We start from the raw sequence: 7,695 nt of genomic DNA on the forward strand, positions 1-7,695 counted from the left end.
TATAGTTTTTAAAATACTCGTTTAATTATAGCATGAAACAACCCCTATGATAAGTGAATATTCTATGCTAAAATAACATATATTATTCTTGGAGGCACCTTATGGCAAATCAAAAAGAAGTAAAAAGATGGCTTATAAAAAAACATGCCTTTTTAAAATGGCCACTTGTGTGGCTTGTTTTAATGAGCATGATTTTAAGCGCTACCGCAGTTATTTTTGCGTATTTTTCAAAACTAACCTTAGATGCAGCACAAGCAAGACATGTTAATAATTTTATACTAGGGAGTATACTCATTGTGAGTATATTAGTGTTCCAACTAGTATTTAAAGCATTATATAACTATTTAATGGTGTTTTATAAAGGTAAAACCGATAAAATTATCAAAGCCTATGTTTATGAAGATATCATCCATAAAAAACAAAATGCCCTAGATAACTATCATTCAGGGCAACTGATGAATTACCTTCAAAGTGATGTTAACCGGTTAAGTGATGGCTTAGTCGATATCATCCCTAGATTTGTATTCTTATTCTTAAGATTTATCTTTGCGTTTGTATTATTATTTTTCTTAGATCAACTCTTTGCATTTATCATGCTTGGGTTTGGGAGTTTACTCCTTGTTGTCAGTTTATTTATAAGAAACGAAATTAAAAGAAGACATCACGTAATGCAAGATAAAGAAGCTATACTCAGAAGTTTTATGCAAGAAGGATTAGAACATGTGATGCTTATAAAATCTTTTGAAGCAGAAGATTATACAAAAGAACACTTAAATACGCATCAAACCAGTTATTTAAAAGCCTTTTTATCTAAACAACGCATCAGCATTTTAGCAGGGACTGCCTTACAAGGATTCTTTTCATTAGGCTATGCTTTTGCGCTTATTTACGGAGCTTATAAAATAGGAACAAACGTTTTAACTTTTGGGAGCTTGATTGCGATTATTCAACTCGTTGAATATATGCAATCCCCGTTCAGTAATTTAAGTGCTTTAATGCCAAAATATTATGCGATGCTTGCATCAAGTGAACGCCTCATGGCTTTAGAATCTTTACCAAACGAAACGAAGCAACCTATTTTGGTTGAACCAGGATTTGAATCGATTGTTTTTAATAATGTTTCTTTTAAATATGATAAAGCCTATATTTTAGAAGCCTTTAATCTAACAATCCCTAGTCAAAGTTTTTCACTCATAAAGGGCAGTTCTGGGATTGGAAAAACGACGTTGTTTAAATTAATGTTAGGATTGATTGAACCAAATAACGGAGAGCTATTTGTCCAGTACACCGATAAAACATTTGATCTTTCCGTTAATACCCGTAGCTTATTTACTTATGTTCCCCAAGGGTTAATGATACTATCAGGGACTATTAAAGATAACATTGTTTATAATAAATCAGCAGTAAAAGAAGAAACCCTGATAAAAGCGTGTGAGGTGGCCTGTATTTATGATGATATTATGGCCCTTCCAAAAGGCTTTAAGACTATGATTGGTGAACGCGGGCACGGGTTAAGTGAAGGGCAACTTCAGCGCCTTGCGATTGCACGGGCTTTAATTAAGGATGCACCGATTTTACTACTTGATGAAATCACATCAGCCCTTGATGCAGATACTGAAGAAAAAGTGCTTAAAAATATAAAAGAACTAACTAGTAAAACGTGTTTAATTATTTCTCATCGCGCACTTGATCACATGATCATTGACCAAGTCATCACATTAGAATAACAGTTTATTCGATAAAAAACCCCCAGAAAATTTTCTGGGGGTTTTAATTAATCAATATAATCGTCGTAATAATAGTAGGATGCATAACGGTAATCTTTTTTCTTAACTCTTGTTAAAATCCCGCCAATGACATTAGCGCCATTCACTTTTAAACTGTTCATAATATCTTCAACCACATTACTCGCAGTTTTTCTTGAGGCAACCACAATAATTGTCCCATCAGAAAACTTAGAAATGATATTGGCATCTGCCACCGCAGTCATGGGTGGACAGTCGATGATGATTTTGTCATAATCTTGTTTTAGTGATTCGACTAAAGCAAGGAGTTTTTTACTCAGTAAGAACTCTGCAGGAAATGGTAATTTTTCACCTGCTGGAATGACATCTAAATAGTCACATATTTTAAAGATGGCTTTATCTTTTTCAATATTTTTAGTTACGAGTTGGCTTAAGCCTACCGCGTTAGAAATATTAAAGGCTCTATGGATTTTAGGTTTCCTTAAATCCATATCAATAATTAATGTTTTAAGTTCTGATTGTGAATAAACCGTGGCTAGATTTAAAGCTGATATTGTTTTACCTTCACCAGGAAAGGCACTCGTTAAATTAATAATTTTAAGATCATGATTAAAGGTTGAATAATCAATGTTCGTTCGGAGTTTTCGGTATTGTTAAGTGACAGCACAACTTGGTTCTTCACTAGATACAATTTTATAATTATAGTTTTCTTGTTTTTTATAGTTTTCTACTAGTTTACTGAAGATCATGCTAAATCACCTTCTTGCACAAACTGATGATCTGGGATGATGCCTAAGACACGTAAATTGAGTTTATTTTCTAAGTCTTTTGGGCCTTTGATTGATTTATCCAAAAACTCAACTAAGAAAATAGAAAACACACCCACCATGCCACCAAGAATAACACCAATTGCTAAATATAATAACCGATTAGGTCCACTTGGTGCTGTTGGCACTTTTGGGGTATCCCAAATATCGATTGGTTTTAAATTATTGATTTCTTCACTTCTTGATAAATCTTCCATGACATGCACTAACTCACTTAAAATGAGTTGCGCCTCAACAGGGTCATTCATCGTTAATGAAATATCAATTAAAATGGAATCTTTGACCCCACGAACGGTAAGGTTATTTCTTAAATACGTATTTGAATACGATAAGTTTAAGTTTGTTCTTACAGTATCTAAGACACGATCACTTGTAATAATTTGTGAATACGTATTTACCATACGCTCTGATAACTGAAAATCTGTCATTGGATTCGTACTTATAATATCTGAACTTGCACTTACGATAATACTAGAATTAGAGGTATAAACATCATCAAGATGGTTATACGCATAAAATGCTGTTGCCCCTAAAAATAAAAAAACGGATAAAAGAATTAGGTACCATCTTTGTAAAATGATACGGATTAATTCCATTAAATCCAGTTCTTGTTCATGATTACTTATTTGCTCCATATAAAAATCCCTCTCCCTTTGCAAACTTATCTCTTCCTATAAGCGATTATATCACATATTTGATGAAATGAAATACTAAAATTCATAAAAAAAGACCTAATTAAAGGTCTATCTTTCATCACTATAGTAATAATACCCCGCAGCGTATCTATGATCTTTTTTCTGAACTCTAGTTAAAATACCCCCAACGACATTAGCACCATTATCTTTTAAATTCTTAATAACGCCTTGTGCAACGTCTACATTGGTTTTTCTTGATGCGATAATTACAATGGTTCCATCTACAATTTTAGAGATAATCGCTGCATCTGCGACCGCAGTCATTGGCGGACAGTCGATAATAATTTTATCGTATTGTTCGCGCAGTGTATCCATTAAAGCCTTTAATTTCTTACTCATTAAGAACTCTGCAGGGAAGGGTAACTTTTCACCAGCAGGAAGGACATGTAAGAATTCATTTGCTTTAAAGATTACGTTATCAAGAGATTCGTTTTTAGTGACTAGTTGGCTTAACCCAACATTATTTGAAATATTAAACGCTCTATGAATTTTAGGTTTTCTTAAATCCATATCAATCACTAACGTCTTAACTTCTGATTGAGAGTAAACCGTTGCTAAGTTTAACACCGTAACGGTTTTTCCTTCACCAGGAAAAGAACTGGTTAGGTTTAAGACTTTTAAATCTGTATTAAACGTTGAATAATCAATGTTTGTACGAAGTTTACGGTATTGTTCAGTGACCGCCCCAAGCGGTTCACGTTCGGCAATAATTTTATAACTGTTGTCAGTGTTTTTTTTGAATAAATTATTTAAGTTGTTCACGTCTCATCAACCTCGTCTTCCATGTTGTAATCAGGAATAAGTCCTAAAGCTCTAATACCAAGCTTGGATTCAACATCTTTCGTTGTTTTTACTGTTCTATCTAAGAATTCAATAATAAAGACTACGAATACCCCAATCATTCCACCTAAGATAATTCCAATAGCTAAATACAACATACGGTTTGGCCCACTAGGGGTTCTTGGGAGTTCTGCTTGGTCTAAAATATCGATATTTTGTAAACTTTGAAATTCAGGACTTGCAGCTAAGGTTTGAATAATCGCTAATAATTCATTTGCGATGATTTGTGCTTCTTCTGGATCATCACTTACAACGCTTAGTTTAATGATGATCGTATCTCGAACCCCAGTAACGGTGATCATGTTACGGAGTTGGGAGTTGGTATAAGGTAAACTTAAATTAGTTCTTAGTTCATTTAATACACGGCTGCTTTTAGCAATCTCAGTATAAGTATCAACTAGACGTTGTCCTAACTGAAAACTCACCGCATCACTTTGGCCTTGTTGAGACTCAACTTGAACAAGCATACTACCTTCTGCGGTATAAACATCGTCTAACATGGTAAAACTGTAAAAAGCAGTAAAACCAAAAACGGTGATCGTTGCAGCAACGATAATATACCATCTAATGAGTAATATTTTAATCAACTGTAATAAGTCGAGTTCTTGCTCGTAGTTGTTATTTTCTTCCATAGATATTGTCCTCCTTAAAACTTAAAATCATTATAGCATGTTAGTTAATTTAAAGTTGTGAATATATTAAGAATTTCTTAAACTACATATTAAACAACCTATGTCGCATTAACAAAGCGTAAATTGTTATCACAAATATCTTACCACGAACTGACCTTTTTTAAAAAGAAAACGTTAACAATCTACAAAATAACTTTTAGATTTTATGAACGAATGTTTCGTGGTATAATAGTTTTGAATTATGTGGGGACAAAACAGGGGGAAGATTTTTGTATGCAAACAATATCTAAACATAAAAGGGTCATTAGAACGCTTCAATTCATGGTAATTGATGCCTTTTCTATTGGGTTATCATTTGGATTGACCGTACTGATATTTACCTATTTAAAATTGCCAATTAATTACTTTGGTTTTTGGACCATTTTACCGGTTGTTATTTTACTTAAATTAGCTGTTTATACTTTATTTGGACTTTATACGATGTTACTCGATCACTTTGGCTTTGAAGATGCGTTTAAAATCTTTATTGTAGTGGTTGCATCAAATGCGGCCTTAGTCTTCTTTTTTGGTATTTCTAGAATTGAATTTGTTGATTTAATGATGTTTATCTTTATTGCACCACTAGAAATGATATTTTTAGCGGCTCCGCGTATTTTAAAGCGTGCGGTGAATATGATTAGACTGAATTTAGAATGGCGTACAGCGCTTGGAAAACGCACTTTAATTATTGGTGCGGGTGATGGCGGAGAAATGGTTTTAAAAGAAATCTACCGTAATAAAAGTTTAACGAATATTCCTGTTGGGTTTGTCGATGATAATCCAAATAAAATAGGCTCACGTTTAAGTGGGATTAGAATAATCGGTCCAATCGCAGAAATTAAGAACTTTATTGATGAACTAAGAATAGAAGAAGTGATCATTGCGATTGCGAATATGGAACTGCCAAAACTTCAAGCGATGATTAAAGTCTTATCAGAAAAAAGTGTCACGATTAAACGATTGCCATTAATGGCTGAGATTGATGAGGGCACACCCCAAAAAATTATTGAAGTTCATGTAGAAGATTTATTAAACCGTGAAGAAATCCATTTAGATAACGAAGAAATTAAATCCTTTATTTATAAAAAGGTTGTATTAGTTACTGGTGGAGGCGGCTCTATTGGTAGTGAACTTTGTAGACAAATCGTCGATTTAAATCCAACCAAACTTGTTATTTTCGATATTTACGAAAATAACGCCTATGATATTCAAATGGAAATTGAAAGAAAATTTCATAAACTAAAAAAACCATTAAACTTAAAAGTTTTAATCGGTTCAGTGTATAACTATGAACGATTAGAACAAGTATTTAAGATGTATAAACCGAATATCGTATTCCATGCAGCAGCATATAAACACGTGCCTTTAATGGAAGATAGTCCACAAGAAGCAATTAGAACCAATGTTCTTGGGACGTATAATACCGCAAAATTAGCGCATACTTATCAAGTCAATCACTTTGTTTTAGTTTCAAGTGATAAAGCAGTAAGACCAACAAACATTATGGGGGCTACAAAACGTTACGCCGAACTGATTATTCAGCACTTTGATGAACAAAGTGATCACACCAGATATTCAGCCGTACGTTTTGGTAATGTCTTAGGGTCTAATGGGAGTGTTATTCCATTATTTAAAAAACAAATTGAAGATGGTGGACCAGTCACAGTAACACATCCTGAAATTACAAGATTCTTTATGACCATCCCTGAATCTGTTTCTTTAATTTTACAAGCAGCCTCTTATGCAAAAGGCGGAGAGATTTTCGTCCTTGATATGGGAGAACCTGTCAAAATTAAAGATTTAGCTGAAAAGATGATTCGTTTAGCTGGGTTTAGACCTTATGAAGATATTGATATCGAATATTCAGGCTTAAGACCTGGTGAAAAACTCTATGAAGAATTACTCGTTGATGAAACGGATAATATTAAAACAGAAAATAATAAAATCTTTATTGAAGATAAAACACATAATGGCAAAAGTAAGTTCACACAAGATCAGTTTGACGCTGTTATAAAAAACATTGAAAAACTAGATACGAATGAACTTAAAGATGAAATTGCTAAAATCATCAAATCATACACCTGCAATGGCAATGGCCATTCAAGTATGTAAACCATCAATTAAAAAAGGGAATACACGCCTCATTGTTTGGAGTGTATTCCCTTTTTATTTGGCTTAAATTAAGCTTTTGGTTTATAGTTTTGTTTACGAATTGAACCATCCATCTTATGAATGACAACAGATGTACCTGCTTGTGCAGCTAATTCTTCAGCATACTCAATAGCTTCTTTTTGAGTATTAAAGTATTTAATAGTCTTATTAGAACTTTCTTTTCTTACACGCCACGTTTTATAATGTTCACTTTTTTCGTCTTTATTCATCGATACATGATATTTACGTTGTGCATCAGTAGTCGTTTTTGCATTAGTCTCTTCGTCATCTTTTTTAGTAGTTTTTGTTTTACTAACAGGTTGTTTTTTTGAAGGGGATTCTTTTTTCTTTCCAAATAAACGTTTCAAGAAACTCATAATCGTTCTCCTTTCGGTTATTGGGTATCTTTATTATAACATGTATGCTTAAAGTATCACCAACATCCTTCTGAAAGGACTGTCGGTTCTATGTATGAATCATTGCAACTTTTGACATAAAAAATGACTTTTTTCAAATTTCTTAAAATTTACAGGATGATTTCCGGTGTTTTTTATTGAAATATATAGGGTTTTCCAATTAGTGTTTTATTCTACCCATAAGAAATAAAGATTATAGCCTATATTAAGCGAATAAGTGATAATGAAAAACAATGAAAAAGCTAAGTAATAATTGTGAAAATAAAGGTAGAACAATCAATAGTGGCTAGAAAACACACTTTATTTTTTCTTCACTTATATTGTATAACAAAGGTGTTACAAGAGTTATT

The 7,695-nt window shown here is 32.9% G+C and carries 6 protein-coding genes and 1 pseudogene; 2 read left to right on the top strand and 5 right to left on the bottom strand.

What is annotated here, in order from left to right; all coding sequences use genetic code 11:
• The first annotated feature begins 101 nt into the window (after positions 1-101).
• Positions 102-1,727: an ABC transporter ATP-binding protein gene (locus tag ACHAJD_RS06845; protein ID WP_435585115.1), complete on the top strand. Its 1,626-nt coding sequence runs from the start codon at positions 102-104 to the stop codon at positions 1,725-1,727.
• Between the two features lie 47 nt (positions 1,728-1,774).
• Here ACHAJD_RS06845 and ACHAJD_RS06850 read toward each other — a convergent pair.
• From ACHAJD_RS06850 to ACHAJD_RS06865, 4 genes and pseudogenes are all read right to left on the bottom strand, one after another.
• A pseudogene (locus ACHAJD_RS06850) lies at positions 1,775-2,386 on the bottom strand (CpsD/CapB family tyrosine-protein kinase); the annotation flags it as partial.
• Between the two features lie 104 nt (positions 2,387-2,490).
• Positions 2,491-3,207, bottom strand: a complete 717-nt coding sequence (locus ACHAJD_RS06855) for a YveK family protein (protein ID WP_435585116.1) — start codon at positions 3,205-3,207, stop codon at positions 2,491-2,493.
• A 108-nt stretch (positions 3,208-3,315) separates the two neighbouring features.
• Positions 3,316-4,029, bottom strand: coding sequence for a CpsD/CapB family tyrosine-protein kinase (locus ACHAJD_RS06860; protein ID WP_435585117.1), 714 nt, complete (start codon positions 4,027-4,029; stop codon positions 3,316-3,318).
• Positions 4,026-4,739 carry a YveK family protein gene (locus ACHAJD_RS06865; RefSeq protein ID WP_435585118.1) on the bottom strand — a complete coding sequence of 238 codons (714 nt, stop codon included), beginning with the start codon at positions 4,737-4,739 and terminating at the stop codon, positions 4,026-4,028. Before ACHAJD_RS06865 ends, ACHAJD_RS06860 begins: the two co-directional genes overlap by 4 nt.
• Before the next feature lie 273 nt (positions 4,740-5,012).
• On the opposite strand from ACHAJD_RS06865, the gene ACHAJD_RS06870 reads away from it, so the two are divergent.
• Positions 5,013-6,890, top strand: a complete 1,878-nt coding sequence (locus ACHAJD_RS06870) for a polysaccharide biosynthesis protein (RefSeq protein ID WP_435585119.1) — start codon at positions 5,013-5,015, stop codon at positions 6,888-6,890.
• A gap of 68 nt (positions 6,891-6,958) precedes the next feature.
• Here ACHAJD_RS06870 and ACHAJD_RS06875 read toward each other — a convergent pair whose 3' ends face one another.
• On the bottom strand, positions 6,959-7,306 hold the full coding sequence (locus tag ACHAJD_RS06875; protein ID WP_435585120.1) for a DUF2188 domain-containing protein: 348 nt from the start codon (positions 7,304-7,306) through the stop codon (positions 6,959-6,961).
• Positions 7,307-7,695: the final 389 nt, after the last annotated feature.

Source organism: Liberiplasma polymorphum (genome assembly GCF_043951795.1).
In the GTDB taxonomy this organism is placed as follows: domain Bacteria; phylum Bacillota_I; class Bacilli_A; order Izemoplasmatales; family Izemoplasmataceae; genus Liberiplasma; species Liberiplasma polymorphum.

Bases quoted from the DNA above. Each gene is read 5' to 3' on its own strand.
- ACHAJD_RS06845 (WP_435585115.1), top strand. From the start codon at position 102: ATGGCAAATCAAAAAGAAGTAAAAAGATGGCTTATAAAAAAACATGCC.
- ACHAJD_RS06855 (WP_435585116.1), bottom strand. From the start codon at position 3,207: ATGGAGCAAATAAGTAATCATGAACAAGAACTGGATTTAATGGAATTA.
- ACHAJD_RS06865 (WP_435585118.1), bottom strand. From the start codon at position 4,739: ATGGAAGAAAATAACAACTACGAGCAAGAACTCGACTTATTACAGTTG.
- ACHAJD_RS06870 (WP_435585119.1), top strand. From the start codon at position 5,013: ATGCAAACAATATCTAAACATAAAAGGGTCATTAGAACGCTTCAATTC.
- ACHAJD_RS06875 (WP_435585120.1), bottom strand. From the start codon at position 7,306: ATGAGTTTCTTGAAACGTTTATTTGGAAAGAAAAAAGAATCCCCTTCA.